The sequence below is a fragment of the Pantoea sp. paga genome, assembly GCF_007558755.1.
Lineage (GTDB): Bacteria > Pseudomonadota > Gammaproteobacteria > Enterobacterales > Enterobacteriaceae > Pantoea > Pantoea agglomerans.
Map to the genome: position 1 here is coordinate 376,930 of NZ_VLTF01000004.1, position 26,411 is coordinate 403,340.

The 26,411-nt window shown below is 56.6% G+C and carries 20 protein-coding genes; 17 read left to right on the plus strand and 3 right to left on the minus strand.

All coding sequences use genetic code 11. From position 1 onward, the window contains the following. The first annotated feature begins 3 nt into the window (after window positions 1-3). A complete protein-coding gene (locus FOV68_RS14380; RefSeq protein ID WP_143991103.1) occupies window positions 4-450 on the plus strand; it encodes a flavodoxin in 447 nt (148 codons plus the stop codon). Between the two features lie 78 nt (window positions 451-528). On the opposite strand, the gene garD is transcribed toward FOV68_RS14380, so the two are convergent. Next, window positions 529-2,088, minus strand: a complete 1,560-nt coding sequence (gene garD, locus FOV68_RS14385) for a galactarate dehydratase (protein WP_033769943.1) — start codon at window positions 2,086-2,088, stop codon at window positions 529-531. A gap of 574 nt (window positions 2,089-2,662) precedes the next feature. On the opposite strand from garD, the gene FOV68_RS14390 reads away from it, so the two are divergent. From FOV68_RS14390 to FOV68_RS14415, 6 genes are all read left to right on the plus strand, one after another. Beyond that, entirely contained in the window at window positions 2,663-4,024 is a 1,362-nt protein-coding gene (locus FOV68_RS14390) for an MFS transporter (protein ID WP_010248591.1), read from the plus strand. Next, a complete protein-coding gene (locus FOV68_RS14395; protein ID WP_039389335.1) occupies window positions 4,021-5,367 on the plus strand; it encodes an enolase C-terminal domain-like protein in 1,347 nt (448 codons plus the stop codon). The genes FOV68_RS14390 and FOV68_RS14395 overlap by 4 nt, the downstream gene beginning before the upstream one ends. A 10-nt stretch (window positions 5,368-5,377) precedes the next feature. Then, a complete protein-coding gene (gene gudD, locus FOV68_RS14400; protein ID WP_010248587.1) occupies window positions 5,378-6,709 on the plus strand; it encodes a glucarate dehydratase in 1,332 nt (443 codons plus the stop codon). A gap of 45 nt (window positions 6,710-6,754) precedes the next feature. Continuing rightward, the gene (gene garL, locus FOV68_RS14405; RefSeq protein ID WP_010248585.1) at window positions 6,755-7,525 is read left to right on the plus strand and encodes a 2-dehydro-3-deoxyglucarate aldolase; all 771 of its coding nucleotides are present in this window, start codon (window positions 6,755-6,757) and stop codon (window positions 7,523-7,525) included. A 19-nt stretch (window positions 7,526-7,544) separates the two neighbouring features. After that, window positions 7,545-8,429 carry a 2-hydroxy-3-oxopropionate reductase gene (gene garR, locus FOV68_RS14410; protein WP_010248583.1) on the plus strand — a complete coding sequence of 295 codons (885 nt, stop codon included), beginning with the start codon at window positions 7,545-7,547 and terminating at the stop codon, window positions 8,427-8,429. 75 nt (window positions 8,430-8,504) lie between these two features. After that, complete coding sequence (locus FOV68_RS14415; protein ID WP_031594087.1) at window positions 8,505-9,644, plus strand: glycerate kinase; 1,140 nt, start codon at window positions 8,505-8,507, stop codon at window positions 9,642-9,644. A 54-nt stretch (window positions 9,645-9,698) separates the two neighbouring features. Here FOV68_RS14415 and barA read toward each other — a convergent pair whose 3' ends face one another. After that, on the minus strand, window positions 9,699-12,428 hold the full coding sequence (gene barA, locus FOV68_RS14420) for a two-component sensor histidine kinase BarA (RefSeq protein WP_143991104.1): 2,730 nt from the start codon (window positions 12,426-12,428) through the stop codon (window positions 9,699-9,701). A gap of 93 nt (window positions 12,429-12,521) precedes the next feature. Between barA and rlmD the strand changes: the two genes are divergently transcribed. The 7 genes from rlmD to queE all read left to right on the plus strand — a co-directional run bounded on the left by rlmD (window position 12,522) and on the right by queE (window position 21,357). Continuing rightward, on the plus strand, window positions 12,522-13,838 hold the full coding sequence (rlmD, locus tag FOV68_RS14425) for a 23S rRNA (uracil(1939)-C(5))-methyltransferase RlmD (RefSeq protein WP_143991105.1): 1,317 nt from the start codon (window positions 12,522-12,524) through the stop codon (window positions 13,836-13,838). Between the two features lie 29 nt (window positions 13,839-13,867). Continuing rightward, window positions 13,868-16,099 (plus strand): GTP diphosphokinase, encoded by a 2,232-nt coding sequence (relA, locus tag FOV68_RS14430; protein WP_010248576.1) that lies wholly within the window; start codon window positions 13,868-13,870, stop codon window positions 16,097-16,099. A 158-nt stretch (window positions 16,100-16,257) separates the two neighbouring features. Beyond that, on the plus strand, window positions 16,258-17,046 hold the full coding sequence (gene mazG / locus FOV68_RS14435) for a nucleoside triphosphate pyrophosphohydrolase (RefSeq protein ID WP_064703516.1): 789 nt from the start codon (window positions 16,258-16,260) through the stop codon (window positions 17,044-17,046). Beyond that, window positions 17,033-17,254, plus strand: a complete 222-nt coding sequence (locus FOV68_RS14440) for a hypothetical protein (RefSeq protein WP_143991106.1) — start codon at window positions 17,033-17,035, stop codon at window positions 17,252-17,254. Before mazG ends, FOV68_RS14440 begins: the two co-directional genes overlap by 14 nt. Window positions 17,255-17,275: 21 nt before the next feature. Continuing rightward, a complete protein-coding gene (pyrG, locus tag FOV68_RS14445) occupies window positions 17,276-18,913 on the plus strand; it encodes a glutamine hydrolyzing CTP synthase (RefSeq protein ID WP_010248572.1) in 1,638 nt (545 codons plus the stop codon). Window positions 18,914-18,989: 76 nt separating this feature from the next. Then, window positions 18,990-20,285, plus strand: a complete 1,296-nt coding sequence (gene eno / locus FOV68_RS14450; protein ID WP_010248571.1) for a phosphopyruvate hydratase — start codon at window positions 18,990-18,992, stop codon at window positions 20,283-20,285. Window positions 20,286-20,685: 400 nt separating this feature from the next. After that, complete coding sequence (queE, locus tag FOV68_RS14455; RefSeq protein WP_143991107.1) at window positions 20,686-21,357, plus strand: 7-carboxy-7-deazaguanine synthase QueE; 672 nt, start codon at window positions 20,686-20,688, stop codon at window positions 21,355-21,357. Between the two features lie 107 nt (window positions 21,358-21,464). On the opposite strand, the gene queD is transcribed toward queE, so the two are convergent. Then, window positions 21,465-21,824, minus strand: a complete 360-nt coding sequence (queD, locus tag FOV68_RS14460) for a 6-carboxytetrahydropterin synthase QueD (RefSeq protein ID WP_010248568.1) — start codon at window positions 21,822-21,824, stop codon at window positions 21,465-21,467. Window positions 21,825-22,123: 299 nt separating this feature from the next. Between queD and cysJ the strand changes: the two genes are divergently transcribed. Genes cysJ through FOV68_RS14475 form a run of 3 tightly spaced genes read left to right on the plus strand, consistent with a single transcriptional unit; the run spans window position 22,124 to window position 26,387 of the window. Further along, window positions 22,124-23,935, plus strand: a complete 1,812-nt coding sequence (gene cysJ, locus FOV68_RS14465) for an NADPH-dependent assimilatory sulfite reductase flavoprotein subunit (protein ID WP_137241368.1) — start codon at window positions 22,124-22,126, stop codon at window positions 23,933-23,935. Further along, window positions 23,935-25,656 (plus strand): assimilatory sulfite reductase (NADPH) hemoprotein subunit, encoded by a 1,722-nt coding sequence (gene cysI, locus FOV68_RS14470; protein WP_143991108.1) that lies wholly within the window; start codon window positions 23,935-23,937, stop codon window positions 25,654-25,656. The genes cysJ and cysI overlap by 1 nt, the downstream gene beginning before the upstream one ends. Then, the gene (locus tag FOV68_RS14475) at window positions 25,653-26,387 is read left to right on the plus strand and encodes a phosphoadenylyl-sulfate reductase (protein WP_143991109.1); all 735 of its coding nucleotides are present in this window, start codon (window positions 25,653-25,655) and stop codon (window positions 26,385-26,387) included. Before cysI ends, FOV68_RS14475 begins: the two co-directional genes overlap by 4 nt. Window positions 26,388-26,411 lie beyond the last annotated feature (24 nt).

The window sequence follows — 26,411 nt, forward strand, 5'->3', positions numbered from 1 at the left end:
CAGATGGCTAAAATTGGCATTTTTGTAGGTACGGTATATGGCAATGCGCTGCTGGTCGCGGAAGAAGCAGAGCCCATTCTGCAGCAGCAGGGGCACAGCGTAACGGTGTTTGACGATCCGACGCTGGCTGACTGGCAAAACTATGCCAGCGACGTGGCGTTAATCGTCACTTCTACTACCGGGCATGGCGATTTTCCCGACACGATTTCAGGTCTGTTCCATGCGATTAAAGATCAGCTCGGTCATCAGCCCGCGCTGCGCTATGGCGTGATTGCGCTGGGTGACAGCAGCTATGACCATTTCTGTGGCGCGGGTAAAACCTTTGACGTGCTGCTGCAGGAGCAGGGCGCTCAGCGGGTCGGCGAGGTGTTACTGGTTGATGCCACTGAAAATCCGGAACCGGAGGCGGTAACCTCGCCGTGGGTTGAAGCCTGGGGCGCGCAGCTCTGATTGCCACGCCAGGCTTATCTCTGCCTTAGCTGAGATAAGCCTGTGTTGCGCACACGGCGATGTCCGTTGAGTGCAATATCAGGTGACAGGCGCCGGGTTAAACACCGCCAGCTGATTACGAATGCCCCAGCGATCGGACCAGGTCTGCTTTCTGCCACTGGCGATATCCAGAATCAATTCAAACAGTCGCCAGCCCACCTGCTCAATACTCTCTTCACCGGTAGCAATCGTCCCGGCATTGATGTCCATCAGATCGTGCCAGCGCTCCGCCAGCGCATTACGCGTCGCCATCTTGATCACCGGAATTGCGGCAAGACCGTAAGGCGTACCGCGACCAGTAGTAAACACCTGCAGGGTGATACCGGATGCCAGCTGCTGCGTACCGCAGACAAAATCGCTGGCTGGCGTCGCCGCGTAGATCAATCCGCGTCGCGTGGGCCGCTGGCCGGGCGAGAGCACTTCAACAATGGCGCTGCGTCCCGATTTTGCGATCGAGCCAAGCGCTTTTTCCACCACGTTCGCCAGCCCGCCTTTTTTATTGCCCGGCGACGGGTTAGCGCTGCGATCGGTCTGGCCCTGGTCGAGGTAATTATCATACCAGGCCATCTCCTCCAGTAAGCGCTTACCGACTTCCTGATTAATCACCCGCGGCGTCAGCAGGTGAATCGCATCACGCACTTCAGTGACTTCGGAGAACATCACGGTGGCACCGCAACGCACCAGCAGATCAGAGGCGAAGCCCACTGCCGGATTTGCCGTCACGCCCGAAAACGCATCGCTGCCACCACACTGCATGCCGACAATCAGCTCTGCTGCGGAGCAGGTTTCGCGCTGGCGCTGATTCAGCCGCTGGAGATGACGCTCCGCCACCTGCAGAATCTCATTGACCATCGCGCCAAAGCCCACCAGCTTTTCATCCTGCAGACGCACGATGTCATGATCGTCCAGCGAAATCGCCTGCACGTCGGGGGTGCCAGTCAGCAGACGCTCTGGCTGTAACTTTTCACAGCCGAGGCTGACGATCATCACTTCGCCACCGAAATTCGCATTCAGCGCCAGGTTATGAATGGTGCGAATCGGCACGACCGCCGCGGGTGCGTTGATCGCCACACCACAGCCATAAAGGTGGTTCAGGGCAACCACACCATCCACATTCGGATAGCGCGGCAGCAACTCCCGTTCAATGATCTGTACGACATGATCCACCACACCGGCCACACAGTGGACGCTGGTGGTGATGCCGAGCAGGTTACGCGTGCCTACGCTGCCATCCGCATTGCGGTAACCTTCAAAGGTATAGCCCTCCAGCGGCGGCAAATCAGGTGGAACCTGAGTAGCTAACGGCAGACTCTCCAGTGGAGGGGCTTCCGGCAGCGCGACCAGTGACTCATCAATCCAGCTGCCCTGGGCAATATCCCGCAATGCATAGCCAATGACTTCGCCATAACGCACGATCTCTGCACCCTGATTAATCGCGCTCAGCGCCACTTTGTGGCCCTGCGGCACATGCTCTGTGAGGGTCAGGCCATCCGCAAACTGCGTACCGGCTGGCAGGCCGAGGCTGTTAACCACAATCGCCACATTGTCGTGCTCATGGACTTTGATATAGAGCGGTTGTTCATCTGTTTTTGGGTTCATCGCTCACCTTCCTGTCTGTCGTACCGTACTTGTGCGGCACGCTTTAATAATCTGACCTGTCACGCCCTTGTTTGCCAGCTTCAGTATAGGGAGGCGGGGCGGGTCGCGCATTGTGCAAATGACCACCATTAAGGCAATTCACTTCGCTGTTTTGGGTCGATTATCCAAAAGCAAGTGAAGACCCTCACAAACAGAGGGGGAAAGCGTTATCCGGGGCGGATTTTGCACGGGTATTTGCCACTTTCGTGAGCTATACCGCAGGCTTTTGTGCATCCGCCAGACAATCACTTCAATACGGCGATTATTCCAGGGCGATGCGCCAATGTGATCGCCACAGGCTGTTCTTATACTGAGTTCCGTTAGCCAAAGTCAGGTTATCTGTCACGACGTATTATTCATCCGAAAGAGGTTGCCTGGACGTATTACCTGCCGCGGCTGCCAGACGCCGGATGAATAAATAAAGTTTGCCAAAACAAAAAGATCGCCGTGTTTAACCCAACTTCTCTCTGATACCCAACGCGATGTGTATGCAGTCAGAGCGAATGTAGCTCACGCTATATTTCAGGAGTGCATCATGAATAGTTTCAGCCAGACCGCGGAAACGGTGCAGAAACGCACCAATGCCCGTTACTGGATTGTGGTGATGTTATTTATCGTCACCTCATTCAACTACGGTGACCGCGCAACCATTTCGATTGCCGGTTCGGCGATGTCAAAAGATATTGGCCTCGATTCGGTCGGACTCGGCTATATCTTCTCAGCCTTCTCATGGGCGTATGTTATTGGTCAGATTCCGGGCGGCTGGCTGCTTGACCGCTTCGGCTCAAAACGCGTCTATTTCTGGAGCATCTTTACCTGGTCGCTCTTTACCTTTTTGCAAGGGTTCGTCGATCTGTTCAGCGGCTTCGGCATCATCATGTCGCTGTTTATTCTGCGTTTCCTGGTGGGACTGGCCGAAGCGCCCTCATTCCCTGGCAACAGCCGCATTGTCGCGGCCTGGTTTCCGGCGCAGGAGCGTGGCACGGCCGTGGCGATCTTCAACTCGGCTCAATACTTCGCCACCGTCATCTTCGCGCCCATCATGGGCTGGCTGGTCTCTTCCGTGGGCTGGGCGCACGTGTTCTGGTTCATGGGCGGCCTGGGCATCATCCTCAGTTTCATCTGGCTGAAAGTGATCCACGATCCCACCGATCACCCAGGCGTGAATAAAGCCGAACTGGAGTACATGGAGCAGGGCGGTGCGCTGATCAACATGGATGTCAAAAAGGATAGCCGCAAAGTGAGCTGGAGCGAGAAGTGGTTCCAGATCAAACAGCTGCTGACGTCACGCATGATGCTGGGTATCTACCTCGGTCAGTACTGTGTTAACGCCTTAACCTACTTTTTTATCACCTGGTTCCCGGTCTATCTGGTACAGGCGCGCGGCATGTCGATTCTCAAAGCGGGCTTTATTGCCTCGATTCCGGCGGTGTGCGGCTTCCTCGGCGGCGTACTGGGCGGGGTGATCTCCGACTGGCTGATGCGTAAAACCGGCTCCCTGAATATCGCGCGTAAAACGCCGATCGTGCTCGGCATGCTGCTCTCTATTTCGATGGTGATGTGTAACTACACCGATACCGAATGGGTGGTGGTGTTCTTCATGGCACTGGCGTTCTTTGGTAAAGGCATCGGTGCGCTGGGCTGGGCAGTGATGGCAGATACCGCGCCGAAAGAGATCAGTGGCCTGAGCGGCGGTCTGTTCAACATGTTCGGTAACTTCTCTGGCATCGTGACGCCTATCGCCATCGGTTACATCATCGCCACCAGCGGCTCCTTTGAAGGCGCGCTGATCTATGTCGGTATTCACGCCTTTGTCGCCGCATTCAGCTTCCTGGTGATCGCGGGCGACATCAAACGTGTCGAACTGAAAACCTGGCCCGGTAAGGATGCATTATGAATACGCAAAGTTCGCCGGTGATTACTGAGATGCAGGTTATCCCGGTCGCCGGTTATGACAGCATGCTGCTCAATATTGGCGGTGCGCACAACGCCTGTTTTACCCGCAATATTGTGGTTCTCACCGACAGCGCCGGTCACACCGGCGTCGGTGAAGCCCCCGGCGGCGACACCATCTATAAGACGCTGGTAGAGGCGATTCCGCAGGTGAAAGGCCAGCAGATTGCGCGAATGAACCGTCTGGTGCAGCAGGTGCACAAAGGCAATCAGTCGGCTGACTTCACTACCTTCGGCAACGGTGCCTGGACTTTTGAGTTGCGGGTCAACGCGGTAGCTGCGCTGGAAGCAGCGCTGCTCGATCTGCTGGGACAGTGTCTGGGCGTACCGGTGGCTGAACTGCTGGGGCCAGGTAAACAGCGTGATGAAGTGACGGTGCTGGGCTATCTGTTCTATCTCGGCGACCGCCGCAAGACCGATCTGCCCTATCTGAGTGGTGAGCAGGCCAGCCACGACTGGTATCACCTGCGTCATCAGGAAGCGCTGACCAGCGATGCCGTGGTACGGCTGGCTGAGGCGGCTGCGGATAAATATGGCTTCAAAGATTTTAAGCTCAAAGGCGGCGTGTTGCCGGGCGAGCAGGAGATTGCCACCGCGGCGGCGCTGAAGCAGCGCTTTCCCGACGCCCGCATTACGGTCGACCCGAACGGCGCCTGGCTGCTGGACGAGGCGATAGCGCTGTGTAAAGGGATGCAGGATGTGCTGAGCTACGCTGAAGATCCGTGCGGCGCGGAGCAGGGCTATTCAGGACGTGAAGTGATGGCCGAGTTCCGGCGCGCAACCGGCTTACCGGTGGCCACCAATATGATCGCCACCAACTGGCGCGAGATGAATCATGCGGTGATGCTCAATGCGGTCGATATTCCACTGGCGGATCCTCACTTCTGGACGCTGAGCGGTGCCGTGCGGGTCGCGCAGCTCTGCGATGAGTGGGGCCTCACCTGGGGCTGCCACTCCAATAACCACTTCGATATTTCGCTGGCGATGTTCACCCATGTGGGTGCGGCGGCGCCAGGTAATCCTACCGCGATTGATACCCACTGGATCTGGCAGGAGGGCGATCAGCGCCTGACGAAAAATCCGCTGCAAATCCGCAACGGGAAAATTGCCGTGCCGGATGCGCCGGGTCTGGGCATTGAGCTCGACTGGGAGCAGGTAAATAAAGCCAATCAGCTTTATCAGTCACTGCCCGCCGGTGCACGTAACGACGCCACGGCGATGCAATATCTGGTCCCCGGCTGGACATTTGATCGCAAACGCCCGGCATTTGGCCGAGCAACAGCATAAGGAGCAGGAGATGAGTTCAACACCGAAAGTCACCGCCATGCAGGTTATTCCGGTCGCAGGCTACGACAGCATGCTGCTGAACCTCAGCGGCGCTCACTCGCCATTCTTTACTCGCAACATTGTGATTATCAAAGATAATGCCGGACACACCGGCGTCGGCGAAATCCCGGGCGGCGAAAAAATCCGCCAGACGCTGGAAGATGCGGCGTCGCTGGTGATTGGCAAAACCGTGGGCGAATACAAAAACATTCTCAGCCTGGTGCGCAGCACCTTCGCCGACCGCGATGCCAGCGGGCGCGGCACCCAGACCTTCGATCTGCGCACCACTATTCATGTGGTGACCGGCATTGAAGCGGCGCTGCTCGACCTGCTGGGTCAGCATCTGGAGGTTAATGTGGCCTCGCTGCTGGGCGACGGACAGCAGCGCGACCGCGTTGAGATGCTCGGCTATCTGTTCTACATCGGCGACCGCCGCAAAACGTCCCTCTCTTACCAGAGCCAGGAGAGCGATCCGTGCGACTGGTATCGCCTGCGCCACGAAGAGGCGCTAACCCCGGAGACGGTGGTGCGACTGGCGGAAGCGGCGTATGAGAAATATGGCTTCAACGATTTCAAACTCAAAGGTGGCGTGCTGCGCGGCGGCGAAGAGGCCGAAGCGGTCACTGCGCTGGCCAAGCGTTTTCCTGAAGCCCGTATCACCCTTGATCCCAACGGGGCCTGGTCGCTCAACGAAGCGATCATGCTCGGCAAACAGCTCAAAGATGTGCTCGCCTACGCAGAAGATCCCTGTGGCGCGGAGCAGGGCTACTCCGGCCGTGAAGTGATGGCGGAGTTCCGCCGCGCCACCGGCATGCCAACCGCCACCAATATGATCGCCACCGACTGGCGTCAGATGGGCCATACCCTGTCGCTGCAGTCGGTGGACATTCCGCTGGCGGATCCGCACTTCTGGACCATGCAGGGTTCGGTGCGGGTAGCACAGATGTGTCACGACTTCGGCCTGACATGGGGCTCGCACTCCAATAACCACTTCGATATTTCGCTGGCGATGTTCACCCACGTCGCCGCTGCCGCGCCGGGCGCGATCACCGCCATTGATACCCACTGGATCTGGCAGGAGGGCAATCAGCGCCTGACCAAAGAGCCATTCCAGATCAAAGGCGGCATGGTGCAGGTACCGCAGAAGCCCGGTCTCGGCGTCGAGCTGGATATGGATCAGGTGATGCAGGCCAACGCGCTCTATCAGAAGCAGGGGCTGGGCGCGCGTGACGATGCCGAAGCGATGCAATTTTTAGTGCCGGGATGGACCTACGACAACAAACGTCCCTGCCTGGTACGTTAACCTTTTCGGCTCCCCACGGGGAGCCATCGTCACAGGAGTTTAACCATGAGTAATGCAGCCTGGCCAAATGGATTTCGTCGTCGTTTGTTAGCGGGTGAAACCCTGATCGGCAGCTGGTGTGCGCTTGCCAGCCCGATTTCTACCGAGATTTTAGGGCTGGCCGGTTTTGACTGGCTGGTCCTGGATGGCGAACACGCGCCCAACGATATCACCACGTTTGTGCCGCAGTTGATGGCGCTTAAAGGCAGCCACAGTGCACCCGTGGTGCGTCCGCCCTGCAACGAGCCGGTGATCATTAAGCGTCTGCTGGATATCGGGTTTAACAACTTCCTGGTGCCATTTGTCGAGACCGAAGAGGAAGCAGTGCGTGCCGTCGCATCAACCCGCTATCCGCCAGCCGGCATTCGCGGTGTCTCGGTTTCGCACCGCAGCAACATGTACGGCACCCTGCCGGATTACAACAGCACCATCAATGACAACATCACGGTGCTGGTGCAGATCGAAACCCAGCAGGCGGTCGACAACATTGACGCCATCGCGGCGGTTGACGGTGTCGACGGTATTTTTGTCGGGCCGGGCGATCTCTCTGCTGCGCTGGGCTATCTCGGTCAGCCCGCCCATCCTGAAGTGCTGAAAGTGATTAAACACATTTTTGAACGCGCCAAAGCCGCCGGTAAGCCGAGCGGCATTCTGGCACCGGTGGAAGCGGACGCGCGTCGTTATCTGGAGTGGGGTGCCACTTTTGTCGCCGTCGGCAGTGATGTCGGTATGTTCCGCAACGCCTCTCAGGCGTTATGCGACAAATTTAAGCGCTAATCAATTAAGGGGAAACGCAATGAAAATTGGATTTATCGGCCTGGGTATTATGGGCAAACCAATGAGTAAAAATCTGGTGAAAGCCGGTTATTCGCTGGTAGTGCGCGATCATAACGCTGACAACGAAGCGGAACTGACTGAACTGGGCGCGACCGTGGCGAAATCGCCAAAAGAGGTGGCTGAGCAGTGCGATGTGGTGATTACCATGGTGCCCAACTCGCCGCAGGTCATCGAAGTCTGTCTGGGTAAAAATGGCATTATCGAAGGGGCGAAGCCAGGCCTGGTAGTCATCGACATGAGCTCCATTGCGCCGCTGGCGAGCCGTGAAGTCCATGATGCGCTGGCAGAAAAAGGGATCAAAATGCTGGATGCGCCGGTCAGTGGCGGTGAACCCAAAGCGATTGAAGGCACGCTCTCTGTGATGGTTGGCGGTGATAAAGCGGTGTTCGATACCTGCTACGACATCATGAAATCAATGGCGGGATCGGTGGTGCATACCGGCGACATCGGTGCGGGTAACGTGACTAAGCTGGCCAATCAGGTGATTGTGGCGCTGAATATTGCGGCGATGTCCGAAGCGTTATCACTGGCGACCAAAGCGGGTGTAAATCCGGATCTGGTCTATCAGGCGATTCGTGGCGGCCTGGCGGGCAGTACGGTACTGGATGCCAAAGCGCCCATGGTGATGGATCGCAACTTCAAACCCGGCTTCCGTATTGACCTGCATATCAAAGATCTGGCGAACGCGCTGGATACCTCGCACAGCATCGGCGCGCATCTGCCGCTGACGGCGGCGGTGATGGAGATGATGCAGGCGCTGCGTAACGACGGACAGGGTAGCGCCGACCACAGCGCGCTGGCCTGCTATTATGAGAAGTTAGCGAAGGTTGAAATCGCCCGCTAAAACCCGGTGTCGGTCTCTGCGGAAACCGGACTGGTTCAGAGCCGTTTCAATTACTCAACTGCGCTCGGATTGCCTATGAAAATCGTAATCGCACCGGATTCATATAAAGAGAGTTTATCCGCCCTGGATGTGGCATCGGCGATTGAAGCGGGTTTCCGTGACATCTTTCCCGATGCGCATTACGTGAAAATACCGGTCGCCGACGGCGGAGAAGGAACGGTAGAAGCGATGGTGGCGGCGACGAAGGGAAAAATCGTCAGGCTGAAGGTGACGGGGCCGCTGGGAACACAGGTCAGCGCCTTCTATGGCCTGTCCGGTGATGAGTCCACCGCCTATATCGAAATGGCCGCGGCCAGTGGACTGGAGCGGGTGCCTGCGTCACAGCGTGACCCGCTGATAACGACCTCATTTGGCACCGGCGAGTTGATCAGACATGCGCTGGATAAGGGGGTCGGCCATATCATCATTGGTATCGGCGGCAGCGCCACCAATGATGGCGGAGCCGGCATGATGCAGGCGCTGGGCGCCCGGCTGCTGGACGCCCAGGGCTGCGAGATCGGTCACGGTGGCGGTGCGCTCGCCGATCTTGCCAGCATTGATATTGACGCGCTGGACGCCCGCATTCATCAGTGCCGCATTGAAGTGGCCTGTGACGTCACCAATCCGCTGACGGGCAAAGAGGGTGCATCGGCCATTTTCGGCCCGCAGAAAGGGGCGACACCGGCGCTGGTGCAGCAGCTCGATCAGGCGCTGGCCCATTACGCCGCGATAATTCACCGCGATCTCGATATTGATGTGCTGCATATTCCGGGCGGCGGCGCAGCGGGCGGTATGGGGGCAGCGCTGCACGCCTTCTGTCATGCGGAGCTGCGGCGCGGCATTGAGATTGTTACTGAGGCGCTGGGGCTGGCTGAACAGGTAAAAGATGCTGACCTGGTGATTACCGGTGAAGGGCGTATCGACAGCCAGAGTATTAATGGCAAGGTGCCGATCGGCGTCGCCAGCGTGGCAAAGCGCTTTAATAAGCCGGTGATTGGCATCGCCGGAAGCCTGACGGCCGATGTCGGCGTGGTGCATCAGCACGGGATCGATGCGGTATTCAGCGTGCTCTACAGCATCTGTACCCTGGATGAGGCACTCGCCAGTGCCGGAAAGAATGTTGAGATGACGGCGCGTAATGTGGCAGCCACGTTAAAGCTGGCCGGGTTTAACTAACTCCCAGCATTACCCGGCCACTCAACATCGGCCGGGTTTAACTAACCAATAGCCTTATCCAATCCCTAACAGCTGGCGGGCTTCTCGGGCGACGTTCTCCATCTCATCCTGCAGCTCCAGCAGTTCCGGCTCCAGCGCAGCGATATCGCTGGCCTCAAGCAGCTCTCTTTCCAGCTGATGGCAGAGTTGCTTCATGCGCGGCACGCCGCTGTAGCTGGCACTGCCGTGCAGCTTGTGAATAATCTCACGCAGGGCGTTGACCTCATTGGTCGACATAAACTGCGCCATCTTCGCATGCACTTCCGGCAAAAATTCCAGCAGCATTCGCAGCAGATCGCGCGCCAGATCGGCTTTGTTCGCCGCCTGTCGCAGCGCCAGTTGCCAGTCCAGGGTAGGTAATATTGGCAGCAGTTCCGGCACGGTGACCACCGGTGGTGGCGTATAGCGCGCCAGCAACTGTCTTAACTTGCTCTCATCAATCGGTTTGGCAAGATAGTCATTCATGCCCGCCTTGATCAATTGTTCACGCTCACCATCAATCGCATGGGCGGTGACCGCCACAATCGGTGTACTGGCATGATGCGGCATGCTGCGGATAATTTCGCTGGCGCGAATGCCATCGATGTCCGGCATCTGAATATCCATCAGAATCACATCCAGCGATTGCTGACGTGCTTCACGGATGGCGTGTTCGGCGCTGCTGCACAGCAGGATGTTCTGCACCTGCTCCTCCAGCAGCGCGCCAATCAGCTTGAGGTTGGCGGGGTTATCATCCACCGCCATCACCGTCAGCGGCAGCCGGGGTGAAAGCGGCAGTTCGCTGATCTGACGGATATGCATATCCAGTAACATCGGCAGGAGTCGCGTCAGGGAGATCGGTTTAGCGATGCAACCGTCGATGCCGCGTACCTTCAGCTCATCTGCCAGCAACATCATCGGGCTGGGGAGCGCCATCAGCACGTTGTCGGCCCGATCCAGCAGCGCATTAATCATGCGTTCATTGAGCAGCTCGGGCTGGCTGATGTCGACCGGCATCGCCATCAGAAGCAGCGGATAGTGAGACGCTTTTAAACCCTCCAGCGTTTCGCTGTAATCGATCTGCAATGGTGTGGCGCTCAACATCTCCAGTGCTGCGCTGGCAACGTTAGCATCCGCTTCCACATAGGCAATGCGCGCATGTGACAGCGCATCGAGCACGCGTGGCATGCCGGGCGCATTGGGATTGAGATCCAGCTGCACGCGAATCACAAAGGTGGAGCCCTTGTCCGGCTGACTGCTGAAGGTGATTTCGCCGCCCATCTCCCGCACCAGTTTCTGGGTGATCACCAGCCCCAGCCCGGTCCCCCCATGACGGCGTGAAATGCTGGCATCAGCCTGACGGAACGCCTGGAACAGCTGTGTCTGTTGCTGCTCAGAGATGCCGATGCCGCTATCTTCAACCTGAATCTCCAGCTCGACGCGCGTCTGTGTGATCACCCGCTGTCCGACGCGCAGGCCGATATACCCTTTCTCGGTAAACTTGATGGCGTTGCCGATCAGGTTAATCAGAATCTGTTGCAGGCGCAGCGCATCGCCAATCACGTTGTCCGGCACGCTGCTGTCACACACCACCGTCAGCTCCAGCCCTTTGTCATGCGCCGACGGGGCCAGCAGCACCAGCGTTTCATCCAGTGTGGCACGCAGCGGGAAGGGGATTGCCTCCAGCATTAGTTTGCCCGCTTCCAGCTTTGAGAAATCGAGCACGTCATTGATAATACTGAGCAGGTTATTAGCTGAACGTTCAATGGTCTGCATATAGTCGCGCTGGGTGGTGCGCAGCTGGGTTTTCAGCATCTGCCGGGTAAAGCCCAGCACGCCATTAAGCGGCGTCCGCAGCTCATGCGACATATTGGCCAGAAACTCAGACTTAATGCGCGCCGCTTCCTGGGCGCGTTTCTTCGCCAGATCCAGCTCAACGTTCTGAATCTCCAGCTGTTCCAGCGTCTCTCGCAGATCGTAGGTCGCCTGATCGATATTGTGCTGCATCTCTTCGTGATAGGCGGTCAGCGACATCGCCATCGCATTAATCCCGTTTTTCAGAATGCTGAGCTCACCCAGCATGTATCCCTCAACGCGGCTGTCGAGCTGGCCGCGACGGATGCGGTCAACGGTGGTGACCATATTGCGGATCGGGCCGGTGACATCACGCATCAGACGATAGGCAAACAGCATGGCCAGGCAGAGGCAGAAGAGCAGCATCAGCGTGGCGACAAACACCTCTTTGTACTGCTGCAGGCGCACCGACTGCAGATCCAGTTCTATCGCCACGTAGCCCAGCGGATTGCCCGACGGCTTGGCATCTTCGTCCGGCAATTCATCCACATCGTAACGCTCGGTGGTGATCGGTGTGCGCAGAATCAATACGTTGCCGTGACGCTCCATTGAGACATCGTCGGGCAGGGCGCGGATATCATCCTGTTGCAGCAGGCTGAGGTTCTGCTTGTGATTGGAGGTGACGTAGAGCTGGTTGTGATTATCAAATACCGAGATCGCCCGGACGATGCCGGAATGGCGGCGGTGCAGCAGGCTGACCAGTTCACGCATGGCGTCACGATTGTGCCAGGTCATGCTGTATTCGCTGGAGATCGCCAGCGGTTCAATGATATTGGCTCCGGCATCGATAACCTGGCGCTGCAGTTCATTGTAGCGGTGTACCACAAAAAATGAGCTGAGCAGCAGGCCAACCATCAGCGTGGGTGCCAGAATTAAAATCATCATTCGCGCCCGCAGGCTGTATTTGGTCATAATAGTCGCCTGGCTACTCCGGCATTAACGTCCCTGTGCATGCTGTCGACAAAACAATGCAGGTCGTTTTCGATAAAGAGAATTAATAACACTATGGCGCAATTTTACGTTGCAAAACAGCGCGTGACGACGCAACAACGGATCACCGTCACCATTGAGGCGCTCGATCCGTTCGGACAAGGTGTGGCGCGTCACAAGGGCAAAACCCTTTTTGTCGCCGGTGCCCTGCCTGGGGAACAGGCGGAGGTCATGCTGACAGAGGATAAACGTCAATTTGCCCGGGCGAAAGTGACACGACTGATTAGCCGCAGTCCGGCGCGCGTCACGCCGCGCTGCCCACATTATGAACGCTGCGGCGGCTGCCAGCAGCAGCATGCCGATGTGGCGCTGCAACAGCAGAGCAAAGCCCAGGCGCTGAGCCGGATGCTGCGCCAGGTCGCCGCACAAGACGTGGCGGTGGATGAGGTGATCGCCGGTCAGCCCTGGGGCTATCGTCGTCGCGCCCGTCTGGGGCTGCAATGGCAAAATAAGGCGCAGCGGTTGCAGATGGGCTTCCGTCAGGAAGCCAGCAACGATCTGGTCGATATTCAGCAATGCCCCATTTTAGTGCCCGAACTTGAGGCTTTACTGGTTCCATTGCACAAGTGTCTCAGTGACTTACGCGCCGTCAGGCATCTCGGGCATGTGGAGCTGGTGCTGGCAGACAACGGGCCGCTGATGATTCTGCGCCATCTTGATGCGCTGCATGCGGATGACCGTGAAAAACTGGAACAGTTTTCGCATAAGCATGAGCTGATGCTGTTCCTGGATGCGGGCGAGGAAGAATTGAGTGCGTTAAGTAAGTCGACGCCGTTTTATCAATCTCACCAGCTTAAGCTAACCTTCAGCCCACAGGATTTTATTCAGGTTAACGACAGTGTTAATCAGCAGATGGTCGAGAAGGCAATTGCCTGGCTCGATCTGCAGCCGGAAGACCGGGTGCTGGATCTGTTTTGCGGCATGGGAAACTTCACACTTCCTATAGGAATCTTCGTACATAATGTGGTTGGTGTGGAGGGGATTGCAGCATTAGTGCGGCAGGCAGCGTATAATGCTGATTTGAATAATCTTAAAAATGTCAGTTTCTTTCAGCATAATCTGGAAGAAGAAGTGTCGCGCCAGCCGTGGGCGGCACAGGGATTTAACAAGGTATTACTCGATCCGGCACGCGCCGGGGCTGCGGGCGTAATGGCGCATGTGGTTAAACTTGCACCAGATCGCGTGGTCTATGTTTCGTGTAATCCCACCACACTCGCCCGCGACAGCCAGACATTGCTGTCGGCAGGCTACCAATTGGAAAGGGTCGCGATGCTGGATATGTTCCCACATACCCGTCATCTCGAATCCATGGTGCTGTTCAGAAAAACATAAGCGATGTATGTCGTTGTGCAGGAGAGGTTATGGTTGCGGTCAGAAGTGCGCATTTAAATACTGAGGGGGATTTCGCCCTCGACCAGTGGATCGCCAGTCTCGGTATTGCCAACCCGCAATCATGTCAACGTGTGGCCGAGACCTGGCGCTACTGCGAAGCGCAGACGCAGGGCCATCCTGATCAGTCGCTGCTGCTGTGGCGCGGTATTGAGATGGTTGAAATCCTCTCAATGCTCAGCATGGATATCGAAAGCCTGTGTGCGGCGCTGATTTTCCCGCTGGCTAACGATGAAGTGGTGAGTGAAGAGGAGCTGGAAACCGCCGTCGGCAAAGGCATTGTCTCGCTGGTACACGGCGTGCGCGATATGGACGCCATCCGCCAGCTGAAAGCGATCCACAACGACTCCATGGCCTCTGAACAGGTGGATAACGTCCGCCGCATGCTGCTGGCGATGGTGGAGGATTTCCGCTGCGTAGTGCTGAAGCTGGCTGAACGCATCATGAACCTGCGCGAAATGAAAGATGCGCCGGAAGATGAGCGGGTACTGGCCGCCAAAGAGAGCACCAATATCTATGCGCCACTGGCCAACCGTCTCGGTATTGGTCAGCTCAAATGGGAGCTGGAAGATTACTGCTTCCGCTATCTGCATCCCGACGAATATAAGCGCATCGCCAAATTACTGCATGAGCGGCGTATTGACCGTGAGCAGTACATCGAGAACTTCGTCAGCAATCTGCGCAAAGAGATGGTCAAAGAGGGCGTGCGCGCCGAAGTCTATGGCCGTCCCAAACATATCTACAGCATCTGGCGCAAGATGCAGAAAAAATCGCTGGCCTTTGATGAGCTGTTTGACGTGCGGGCGGTGCGCATCGTCGCCGATCGCCTGCAGGATTGCTACGGTGCGCTGGGTACGGTGCATACGCTCTATCGCCATCTGCCCAGCGAGTTTGATGACTATGTCGCTAACCCCAAACCCAACGGCTACCAGTCGATTCATACGGTGGTGTTAGGGCCGCAGGGCAAAACGGTGGAGATCCAGATCCGTACCCGCCAGATGCATGAAGATGCCGAGCTGGGCGTGGCGGCGCACTGGAAATATAAAGAGGGGCCAACTTCCAGCAGCGCGCGTGGCGCGGCCGGTCATGAAGAGCGGATCGCCTGGCTGCGTAAGCTCATCAGCTGGCAGGAAGAGATGGCGGACTCCGGCGAGCTGCTGGAAGAGGTCCGCAGCCAGGTGTTCGATGACCGGGTCTACGTCTTTACCCCGAAAGGCGACGTGGTGGATCTGCCCGCTGGATCGACGCCGCTCGACTTTGCCTATCATATTCACAGCGACATCGGTCACCGCTGCATCGGCGCGAAAATCGGTGGCCGCATCGTGCCGTTCACCTACCAGCTGCAGATGGGCGATCAGGTTGAAGTGATCACCCAGAAGCAGCCGAACCCGAGCCGCGACTGGCTCAATCCGAATCTGGGCTACATCACCACCAACCGTGGACGTTCGAAGATCCACAACTGGTTCCGCAAGCAGGATCGCGACAAGAATATTATCGCCGGACGGCAGATTCTGGATAACGAACTGAATCAGCTGGATATCAGCCTGCGTGAAGCCGAAAAACTGCTGCTGCCGCGCTATAACGTGACCTCGCTTGAAGAGCTGCTGGCGGCAATTGGCGGCGGCGATATTCGTCTTAACCAGATGGTTAACTTCCTGCAGGCGAAGCTGAACAAGCCGAGCGCCGAAGAGGAAGATCGCGAAGCGCTGCGTCAGCTGACCCAGAAATCGTACACTCCCTCTTCACGCAAAGAGAGCGGACGCGTCGTCGTGGAAGGCGTGGGCAACCTGATGCACCATATTGCCCGCTGCTGCCAGCCGATTCCGGGGGATGATATTGTCGGCTTCATCACCCAGGGGCGCGGCATCTCTATTCACCGCGCCGACTGCGACCAGCTGGCTGAACTCATTTCGCATGCGCCGGAACGTATCGTCGACGCGGTGTGGGGCGAAAGCTACTCCAGTGGCTACTCGCTGGTGGTGCGCGTGACCGCCAACGATCGCAGCGGCTTACTGCGCGACATCACCACCATTCTCGCCAACGAGAAAGTGAATGTCCTGGGCGTCTCAAGCCGCAGCGACACCAAAAAACAGCTGGCGACCATCGACATGGATATCGAGATCTACAACCATCAGGTATTGGGACGTGTCCTGGCGCGTCTGAACCAGGTCTCTGATATCATTGACGCCCGTCGCCTGCACTGATATTCAGGCAGGCACTGAGGCAACCGGCAGCAGGAGGTTGCGCAGGCTTTTTCTGCACCACCAGACACGGCCGGACGCTATTCACGGCGTCCGGCCATGTTGTACGCTTTGCCTCTTCGCCCGTTGCCTGTCATCTCACTAATCAAGGATCCTCCTGAATGAACGCTATTGAGCGCCTGCTTGGCATAATGAAAACCCTGCGCGATCCACAGAATGGCTGTCCGTGGGATCGTGAACAGACCTTCGCCACCATCGCGCCCTATACGCTGGAAGAGACCTACGAAGTGCTGGACGCTATCCAGCGCGAAGATTTTGACGATCTGCGCGGTGAACTGGGCGATCTGCTGTTCCAGGTGGTGTTCTATGCGCAGATGGCCAGCGAACAGGATCGCTTTAATTTTGAGGATATCTGCCACGCAATCAGCGACAAGCTGGAGCGCCGTCATCCGCACATTTTTGGCGATGCCACAGCAGAAACCAGCAGCGAAGTGCTGAAAAACTGGGAAGCGATAAAAACCGCTGAGCGGGCTGACAAAGCCCAGCATTCGGCGCTGGATGATATCCCTAAGGCTCTGCCCGCACTGATGCGCGCCCACAAGATTCAGAAGCGTTGTCACAATGTCGGATTCGACTGGACCACGCTGGGACCGGTGGTGGCTAAAGTGCATGAAGAGATTGATGAAGTGATGCACGAGGCGCAGCAGAGTGTGGTGGATGGTGAGAAGCTGGAAGAGGAGATTGGCGACCTGCTGTTCGCCACGGTTAACCTGTCGCGCCATCTGGGCAGCAAAGCGGAAACCGCGCTGCAAAAGGCCAACGACAAGTTTGAGCGCCGCTTCCGCGAAGTCGAAGCGATCATCGCTGCACAGGGGTTAAGTATGCCGGGTGCCACGCTGGAGCAAATGGAAGCCGCCTGGCAGCAGGTGAAACGGGGTGAGAAGCGCTGATTATTCCAGCGCTATGCATAAAGTCACCGCTTTCGCTTACTCGATTCAGCCTGACGGCAACTTTGTGACGCACGTCAACATTTCATTGGCGGCTATCGGCTATGTTAGCCGCAGCAATGCGTTGGAGGATGGCGGTGATTCATCAATTGTGGCTGATAGCGGTTTCCAGTATACTGTTTTCCCGTCCTGGTTATTCCACCGTCTTTAAACCTAAACTCTCAGGTTCAGCATGACAACGAATTATATTTTTGTGACCGGCGGGGTCGTTTCCTCTCTGGGTAAAGGCATTGCCGCAGCCTCCCTCGCAGCCATTCTCGAAGCCCGTGGTCTGAACGTGACCATCATGAAGCTGGACCCGTATATCAACGTGGATCCAGGCACCATGAGCCCGACGCAGCACGGTGAAGTTTTCGTCACTGATGACGGCGCTGAAACCGATCTGGATTTGGGTCACTACGAGCGCTTCATCCGTACCAAAATGTCGCGTCGTAATAACTTCACCACAGGCCGTATCTACTCAGAAGTCCTGCGCAAAGAGCGCCGTGGCGACTATCTGGGCGCAACCATTCAGGTTATTCCGCACATCACCAACGCCATCAAAGAACGCATTATTGAAGGCGGTGAAGGTCATGATGTGGTACTGGTCGAAATCGGCGGCACGGTCGGGGATATCGAATCACTGCCGTTCCTGGAAGCGATTCGCCAGATGGCCGTTGATGTGGGCCGCGAACACACCATGTATATGCACCTGACGCTGGTGCCGTATATGGCGGCTGCCGGTGAAGTGAAAACCAAACCGACCCAGCACTCGGTGAAAGAGCTGCTGTCGATTGGTATTCAGCCAGACGTGCTGATTTGCCGTTCTGACCGTGCCGTACCGGCCAACGAACGCGCTAAAATCGCCCTGTTCTGTAACGTCCCTGAAAAAGCGGTTATCTCGCTGAAAGACGTTGATTCCATTTACAAGATCCCTGGCATGCTGAAATCGCAGGGCCTGGATGACTATATCTGCAAGCGCTTCAACCTGAATGCACCGGAAGCCAACCTGGCCGAATGGGAGCAGGTGATCTACGAAGAAGCCAATCCGGGTGGTGAAGTCACCATCGGTATGGTGGGCAAGTATGTTGAATTGCCGGATGCCTACAAGTCGGTAATCGAAGCGCTGAAACATGGCGGCCTGAAAAATCGCGTCACCGTGAACATCAAACTGATCGATTCGCAGGATGTTGAATCACGCGGTGTCGAATTACTGAAAGATCTGGATGCGATTCTGATCCCGGGTGGCTTCGGTTACCGTGGCGTGGAAGGCAAGCTGATGACCGCGCAGTATGCACGTGAAAACAACGTGCCGTACCTGGGCATCTGTCTGGGCATGCAGGTTGCGCTGATGGAGTTCGCCCGCAATGTCGCCGGGATGCCGGGCGCCAACTCCACGGAATTTGTGCCAGACTGTAAATATCCGGTGGTGGCATTAATCACCGAATGGCGTGACGAAGATGGCAACGTCGAAGTCCGCAGCGAGCAGAGCGATCTGGGCGGCACCATGCGTCTGGGCAGCCAGCAGTGTCAGTTAACGCCGGGCAGCCAGGTTCGCCAGCTCTACGGCTCTGACACTATCGTTGAGCGCCATCGCCACCGCTATGAAGTGAACAATATGCTGTTAAAGCAGATTGAAGCAGCCGGTCTGCGCGTAGCAGGTCGCTCTGGTGATGATCAACTGGTTGAGATTATCGAGATCCCGAACCATCCGTGGTTTGTGGCCTGCCAGTTCCATCCTGAGTTTACCTCGACCCCACGCGACGGCCATCCGTTGTTTGCCGGCTTTGTTAAAGCCGCACATGAGCATCAGAAGCGTTTAGCGAAGTAAGTTTCACAGGCAGCGCGCGAACTTTTCGCGCGTTGCTTGTCTTAGGATTGACTAACTTGTACTGAGGAAAATCGTAATGTCCAAAATCGTAAAAGTCATCGGTCGCGAAATTATCGACTCACGTGGTAACCCGACTGTTGAAGCTGAAGTGCATCTGGAAGGCGGTTTCGTAGGCCTGGCAGCTGCGCCATCAGGTGCCTCTACCGGTTCACGCGAAGCGCTGGAACTGCGTGACGGTGACAAATCACGTTATCTGGGCAAAGGCGTAACTAAAGCCGTTGCTGCAGTAAACGGTCCGATTGCTGAAGCGGTAAAAGGCAAAGACGCGAAAGATCAGGCGAACATCGATAAGATCATGATCGACCTGGACGGTACTGAGAACAAATCTAACTTCGGTGCTAACGCCATTCTGGCTGTTTCACTGGCAGCCGCTAAAGCTGCTGCAGCCTCTAAAGGTCAGCCGCTGTATGAGCACATCGCTGAACTGAACGGCACCCCAGGCAAATACTCTATGCCACTGCCAATGATGAACATCATCAACGGCGGCGAACATGCCGACAACAACGTCGACATCCAGGAATTCATGATCCAGCCGGTTGGCGCTCCGAACCTGAAAGAAGCCATCCGTATGGGTTCTGAAGTGTTCCACAGCCTGGCAAAAGTGCTGAAAAGCAAAGGCATGAGCACTGCTGTGGGTGACGAAGGCGGCTACGCGCCTAACCTGGGTTCCAACGCCGAAGCGCTGGCTGTTATCGCTGAAGCGGTAAAAGCAGCAGGCTACGAGCTGGGCAAAGATATCACCCTGGCGATGGACTGTGCGGCATCTGAGTTCTACAAAGATGGCAAATACGTTCTGGCCGGTGAAGGTGGCAAATCGTTTACCTCTGAAGAGTTCACCCACTTCCTGGAAGATCTGACTAAACAGTATCCGATCGTTTCTATCGAAGATGGCCTGGACGAATCTGACTGGGACGGCTTCGCTTACCAGACCAAAGTACTGGGCGACAAAATCCAGCTGGTGGGTGATGACCTGTTCGTTACCAACACCAAAATCCTGAAAGAAGGTATCGATAAAGGTATCGCTAACTCCATTCTGATCAAATTCAACCAGATCGGTTCTCTGACCGAAACTCTGGCTGCGATCAAAATGGCGAAAGACGCGGGCTACACTGCCGTGATCTCTCACCGTTCAGGCGAAACCGAAGATGCGACCATCGCTGACCTGGCGGTAGGTACTGCAGCGGGCCAGATCAAAACCGGTTCAATGAGCCGTTCTGACCGTGTTGCTAAGTACAACCAGCTGATCCGTATCGAAGAAGCGCTGGGTTCTAAAGCGCCATTCAACGGTCTGAAAGAAGTTAAAGGTCAGTAATGACTGTGCGTTGATGTCGCACTAGGTGACATCATCGGCCCCTGAAGCCCCGCCTTGTGCGGGGCTTTTTGTTGGTGGCGGTGTGCAGACGCAGATGGCAAGGCCCGATCGCATAAGCGGCATCTCTGCCGGCCCGGTCCGCGCGATTACGTACCTCATCCCTGAGGTGCGACCATTACCGGGCCAACGCTTTGCGTTGTTCAAAAATGCTCCCGGCGTTTTTTTCCTGAGCGGGGGACGCTTTGCTCTTCGGTCCTGGCCATCCACGTTTTGAGCCTGTTAGCCATCTGAAGCCCCTCTTTTGTGTTATGTCCGGCGCGGAGAAAAGGCACAACGCGTGGTTGAGCTGCGCGGCAAATCTGCCATAATCAGCGCCCTGTTTTTTTCAAGCGAGTCCGTAATGCAATACCCGATTAACGAAATGTTCCAGACACTGCAGGGCGAAGGTTATTACACCGGCGTGCCTGCCATTTTCATTCGTTTGCAGGGATGCCCGGTGGGCTGTAGCTGGTGCGATACCAAACACACCTGGGAAAAGCGGACAGATCGGGAAACGTCGCTGGGCGATATTTTGATCAAGACGGTGGAAAGCGACGCCTGGGGTGATGCCGACGCGGCGACCCTGGTGAGTGCCATTGCGCAGCAGGGCTGGACGGCGCGTCATGTGGTGATCACCGGTGGTGAACCTGCGATTTACGATCTGCGTCCGTTAACCACTGCGCTGGAGCAGCACGGTTTCCAGTGCCAGATTGAGACCAGCGGAACCTACGAAATCCACTGTTCCGAACGGACCTGGGTGACCGTCTCGCCGAAGGTCAATATGCGCGGCGGCTACGATGTTCTGCCCCAGGCGCTGAGCCGGGCCGATGAAATCAAGCATCCGGTAGCGCGCGAGCGTGATGTGGAAGCGCTGGATCTGCTGCTGGCAGGCATTGATGACACCAAAGCGCGTATCATCGCCCTGCAGCCGATCAGCCGCAAAGATGATGCAACCCGGCTCTGTATTGAGACCTGCATTGCCCGTAACTGGCGTCTGTCGATGCAGACCCATAAATATCTCAATATCGCCTGATCCTGATAAAGCGGCACGCATTGAGCCGTTAACCACAGGGAAGCGTTGAGCATCAGAGGCGGGATGGAGAGAAGCCGCGTCGGATCGAAGAGTTCGATCCGACAGGGTTAGCCGCGGTAAACGCAGCCTGCGGTGCAGGTTTCTTTGATCATCACCGCGCTTAGCAGCGGCAGTTGCGGTTTCATCTGATCCCAGATCCATTTCGCCAGCACTTCGCTGGTGGGATTTTCCAGGCCGGGAATATCATTCAGATAGTAGTGGTCCAGCCGATTGTAGACCGGCTTAAATGCCGCTTTCAGCTCAGCAAAATCCATAACCCAGCCGGTATGCGCATCCACTTCGCCGGTAATCTCCAGACGAACCAGGAACGAATGACCGTGCAGACGGCCACATTTATGTCCGGCCGGCACATTCGGTAAATGATGCGCGGCTTCGAACTGGAACTCTTTAAACAAGGTGGTAGACATAGTGGTTCTCAGACATTAAAAAACCGCTGAATTCTACCTGATTACGGCTTTTTTCGCACCCGCCCCGCACAAACCGAACCTTTTCCTGCGCGTTTATACAGTGGTGTCCAGCTAATTAACTGATATATCACCGCTTTGCTTACCACTTTTAACGATTATTCCTACCTGGAAAACCATTTAGTCATTTTGGTTATTTTATATGTCGAAGGTGTATTTAATCGTTAATATACGGACCGGTAACCTACGCACTCTTCCGCCATTTTACGGTCCGGACTTCTGATACTGGAATTTTTAACGCGATGACGACTCAGGCACCTGGTTCAATGCTTCCGCTCTCCCCGGAACAACTCGCTCGCTTACAGGCGGCGACGACAGATTATTCCCCGACTCAACTGGCGTGGCTGTCAGGCTATTTCTGGGGCAGGGTGGAACAGACCCCGGGTAGCGCCGTCGCCAGCACTGCATCTGCTCCGGCTCCGGCCGAAGCGCCCGCCATTACGCTGCTTTCCGCCTCCCAGACCGGCAATGCCCGTCGTCTGGCTGAGCAGTTGCGTGATGACCTGCTGGCCGCAAAGCTGAACGTAAACCTGGTGAATGCCGGTGATTACAAGTTCAAACAGATTGGCCAGGAAAAAATGCTGGTGGTTGTAACCTCCACCCAGGGCGAAGGCGAACCGCCGGAAGAGGCGGTGGCGCTGCATAAATTCCTGATGTCGAAAAAGGCACCGAAAATGGAGGGTGCCGCCTTCGCGGTGTTTGGCCTGGGCGACACCTCTTATGAATTCTTCAGTCAGGCGGGTAAAGATTTTGACAGCCGACTGGCGGAGCTGGGCGGCGAGCGTCTGCTGGATCGCGTTGATGCGGATGTTGAATATGCGGAACAGGCCGCCGCCTGGCGCAATGCACTGACGGAAATTCTCAAGAAACGCGTGCCGACCGAATCCCCGGCGCAGGCTGCGGCGACAGCAGCCGGCAGCGTCAACGAAGTCACCACCAGCCCCTATACTAAAGAGTCGCCGCTCAGCGCGAGTCTTGCGGTGAATCAGAAAATTACCGGACGGGACTCAGATAAAGATGTGCGCCATATCGAAATCGATCTGGGCGATTCCGGTCTGCGCTACCAGCCTGGCGATGCGCTGGGCATCTGGTATGAGAACGACGCGGCGCTGGTCAGCGAACTGCTGGAGCTGGTCTGGCTGAAAGGCGATGAGCCGGTAGAGGTTCAGGGGAAAACCCTGCCGCTGGCGGAGGCGTTGCAGAAGCATTTCGAGCTGACGGTTAACACCGCGCAGATCGTGGCGCAGTATGCCCAGCTGTCACGCAACGCGGAGTTGCTCTCACTGGTGGATGATAAAGCCAGGCTGCAGCACTATGCGCAGCACTATCCGATTGTGGATATGGTGCGCCTGGCACCGTCCGAACTCAGCGCTGAACAGCTGACCGGACTGCTGCGACCGCTGACGCCGCGACTCTACTCTATCGCCTCTTCGCAGGCTGAAACCGATACCGAAGTGCATATCACCGTCGGTGCCGTTCGCTTTGATATTGAAGGTCGCCAGCGTGGTGGCGGTGCATCGACCTGGCTGGCCGATCGCATTGAAGAAGAGGGCGAAGTCCGTGTCTTCATCGAGCACAATGACAATTTCCGCTTGCCGGCTAATCCGGATGCGCCGGTGATCATGATTGGCCCGGGCACCGGCATCGCGCCGTTCCGCGCCTTTATGCAGCAGCGCGACAACGACGGTGCCGGCGGCAAAAACTGGCTATTCTTTGGTAATCCGCACTTCACCGACGATTTCCTCTATCAGGTGGAGTGGCAGAAATATGTGAAGGATGGTCTGCTGACCCATATTGACCTCGCCTGGTCACGCGATCAGGCAGAGAAGATTTACGTACAGGATAAGATCCGCGCGAAAGGAGCCGAAGTGTGGCGCTGGATTGAAGAGGGCGCGCATCTTTATGTCTGTGGCGATGCGAATCGTATGGCAAAAGACGTCGAGCAGGCATTGCTGGATGTGGTGGTCGAACACGGCGGAATGGATCGTGAAACGGCCGACGAATTTTTAAGTGAGCTGCGCATTGAGCGCCGTTATCAGCGAGACGTTTACTAATGAGCGATAAACACCCTGGACCGCTGGTTGTAGAAGGCAAATTAGCAGATGCTGAGCGTCTGAAGAAGCAGAGCAACTATCTGCGCGGCACCATTAAAGAAGATCTGGAAGAGGGTCTGACCGGCGGTTTTACCGGCGATAACTTCCTGCTGATCCGTTTTCACGGCATGTACCAGCAGGACGATCGCGATATTCGTGCCGAACGTGCTGAGCAGAAGCTGGAGCCGCGCCACGCCATGATGCTGCGTTGCCGCTTGCCGGGCGGCATCATTACGCCGACTCAGTGGCTGGCCATCGACAAATTTGCCACCGATAAAACCATCTATGGCAGCATCCGTCTGACTAACCGTCAGACCTTCCAGTTTCACGGCATTCTGAAGAAGAACGTCAAGCCGACGCATCAGATGCTGCATGAGGTGGGGCTGGATGCGCTGGCGACCGCCAACGACGTCAACCGTAACGTGCTCTGTACCTCGAACCCGGTTGAGTCGGAGCTGCATCAGGAAGCGTATGAGTGGGCGAAGAAACTCTCTGAGCATCTGCTGCCACGCACCCGTGCCTATGCAGAGATCTGGTGGGATAAAGAAAAAGTCGCCACCACCGACGAAGAGCCGATCCTCGGTGAAACGTATCTGCCGCGTAAATTCAAAACCACCGTGGTGATCCCGCCGCATAACGACGTGGATCTGCACGCCAACGATCTGAACTTTGTCGCTGTCGCCGAGCACGGCAAGCTGGTGGGCTTTAACCTGCTGGTGGGTGGCGGGCTGTCGATTGAGCACGGTAACAAAGCGACCTATGCGCGCACCGCCAGCGAGTTTGGCTATTTCCCGGTGGAGAAGATCCTCGACGTCGCCGAGGCGGTGGTCACGACTCAGCGCGACTGGGGCAACCGTACCGACCGTAAAAACGCCAAAACCAAGTACACCCTGGAACGCGTTGGCGTCGAGACCTTTAAAGCCGAAGTTGAAAAACGTGCCGGTGTGACGTTTGAGCCGATCCGACCTTATGAGTTCACCACCCGTGGCGATCGTATTGGCTGGATTAAAGGCATCGACAACAAATGGCACCTGACGCTGTTTATCGAAAATGGTCGCCTGCTCGACTATCCGGGCCGACCGCTGAAAAGCGGCATCGCTGAAATTGCAAAAATTCATCAGGGCGATTTTCGCCTGACCGCTAACCAGAACCTGATTGTGGCGGGCGTGCCGGAAAGCGAAAAAACGCAGATTGAAGCGATCGCGCGCGAACATGGTCTGATGGATCGCGTTACGGCACAGCGCGAAAACTCGATGGCCTGCGTGGCGTTCCCGACCTGTCCGCTGGCGATGGCAGAAGCCGAGCGCTTCCTGCCTGCCTTCGTGACCAAAGTGGAAGGGATCATGCATGCGCATGGCGTTGGTGATGAGCACATAGTGTTACGCGTTACCGGTTGTCCCAACGGCTGTGGCCGTGCCATGCTGGCTGAGCTGGGTCTGGTGGGTAAAGCGCCAGGTCGCTACAACCTGCATCTGGGTGGAAACCGCAGCGGAACGCGTATTCCCCGCATGTACCGTGAAAACATAAACGAAAGCGAAATTCTCGCCACCATTGATGAGCTGGTGGGACGCTGGGCCACTGAGCGCCAGGCCGCGGAAGGCTTTGGTGACTTCACCATCCGCGCGGGCATTGTTGCGCCGGTGCTGGACCCGGCACGCGATTTTTGGGAGGAAGCAAAATGAGTCACCCCGACCTCGCAGCACTGAATGAGATGTCCAAAGTCCAGCGTGCTATGGCGCTGGCCGCGACTAATGCGCAGCTGGAGAAGTCATCAGCGGAAGAGCGGGTCAGCTGGGCGCTGGAGAATCTGCCGGGTGCCTATGTGCTCTCCTCCAGTTTCGGTATTCAGGCCGCGGTGTCGCTGCATCTGGTGACGCGTCTGCAGCCCGATATTCCGGTGATCCTGACCGACACCGGCTATCTGTTCCCGGAGACCTATCGTTTTATTGATGAGCTGGCGGACCAGCTCAATCTCAACCTTAAAGTGTTCCGCGCCGAAACCTCACCGGCCTGGCAGGAAGCGCGCTACGGCAAACTGTGGGAGCAGGGCGTCGAGGGGATTGAGAAATATAACGAGATCAACAAAGTTGAGCCGATGAATCACGCCATTGAAACCCTGGGCGCGCAGACCTGGTTTGCCGGATTGCGCCGCGACCAGTCGGGCAGTCGGGCGAATCTGCCGGTGCTGGGCGTCCAGCGTGGTGTCTTTAAGCTGCTGCCGATTATCGACTGGGATAACCGCCAGATTCATCAGTATCTGGAACAGCATAAGCTGAAGTACCATCCACTGTGGGATGAAGGCTATCTTTCCGTGGGCGATACCCATACCACCCGCAAGTGGGAACCGGGTATGGCAGAAGAAGAGACGCGCTTCTTCGGTCTCAAGCGCGAGTGTGGTCTGCACGAAGGCTGACGCAGGACTTCTCTCCCCCAACAC